Here is a 1,231-nt window from a genome sequence, read left to right as displayed (position 1 = left end):
TGAATCGCCCCGGATTTTCTAGACACTCTCCAGGCTCGCTGCGTAACGCTTTTCAAACTCTACCGGTGACAGCTGATTGTTGAAACCATGACGTCGTTTTGGGTTGTAAAACATTTCGATGTAATCGAACACATCATCCCGAGCATCCTGGCGTGTAGTGTAGATTTTACGCTTGATCCGTTCCCGCTTTAGCAACTGGAAAAAGCTCTCCGCCACAGCGTTGTCGTGGCAGTTACCTCGACGACTCATGCTGGCTACCAGGTTGTTAGCTTTCAAGAAGCTTCGCCAGTCTGAGCTGCTGTACTGACTGCCTTGATCCGAGTGGATCATCACCTCTTGCTTCGGCTTGCGTCTCCAAACCGCCATCAGCAGTGCATCAATGGCTACGTCGCTGGTCATCTGCGACTTCATTGACCAACCAATGATCTGGCGTGAAAACAGATCGAGCACCACGGCTAAATACAGCCAGCCTTCATATGTTCGGATGTAGGTAATGTCTGTGACCCAGACTTTGTTGGGTTCTCTGACATCGAATTGGCGCTTCAGTAAGTTCGGTGAGGCAACGGCTGGTTTACCGCCATATTTTCCCGGCCTCCGTCGATACCCAGTCTGAGAACGTAAGCCTTCAAGGCGCATCAACCTAGCCACCCGGTGACGGCCACAGCTCTCACCAACCTCTCGCAGGTCATCATGGATCTTGCGATAGCCATAAACACCACCACTTTCCAGCCAGGAATGTTTTATCAATCCAAGCAGTCGCTGATCGTCCTTGGCTCGCGCAGATTTTGGTTCTGATAGCCACGCGTAGTAGCCGCTGGGATGAACCTTGAGCGTCAGGCAAAGCCGTCGAATCGCGTAATGCCCCGCTTGCTGCTTAATAAAGGCGTACTTCAGCCGCACTCCTTGGCAAAGTACGCGGCGGCCTTTTTTAAGATGTCTCGCTCCTCCGTCACCCGTTTCAGCTCGGCTCGTAGACGACGAACCTCAGCGCTCTGATCATCCTCCTTAACGCGCTGTTCCTGGGGCTTGGTGTAGCGCTTAACCCAGGCATAGAGGCTGTGCACGGACACACCCAATCGTGCAGCCACCTCCGAGACAGGAAGCTGCTTTTCGGTCACTTGCTTGACCGCCTGGATTTTGAATTCTTCGGGATATCGCTGGTTGCTCATGGCACCTCCTAATGGGCCTCATTTTAAGGCTTGGAGGTGTCTACGAAACTAGGGGCGATTCA

Annotated in this window: 1 protein-coding gene; it reads right to left on the bottom strand. The window is 52.7% G+C overall.

Translation table 11 applies throughout. The features are described 5' to 3' along the window. Nucleotides 1–18: 18 nt before the first annotated feature. A protein-coding gene (locus tag K0F88_RS31980; protein WP_219097870.1) for an IS3 family transposase occupies nt 19–1,169 on the bottom strand; the annotation gives its coding sequence in 2 pieces (ribosomal slippage) (nt 19–935 and nt 935–1,169; 1,152 coding nt in all). Nucleotides 1,170–1,231 lie beyond the last annotated feature (62 nt).

The sequence above is a fragment of the Pseudomonas sp. UMAB-40 genome, from assembly GCF_900095275.1.
GTDB lineage: Bacteria > Pseudomonadota > Gammaproteobacteria > Pseudomonadales > Pseudomonadaceae > Aquipseudomonas > Aquipseudomonas mandelii_B.
Note: the sequence above shows the minus strand (reverse complement) of the source record. Positions and strands in the feature narration are given on the sequence as shown.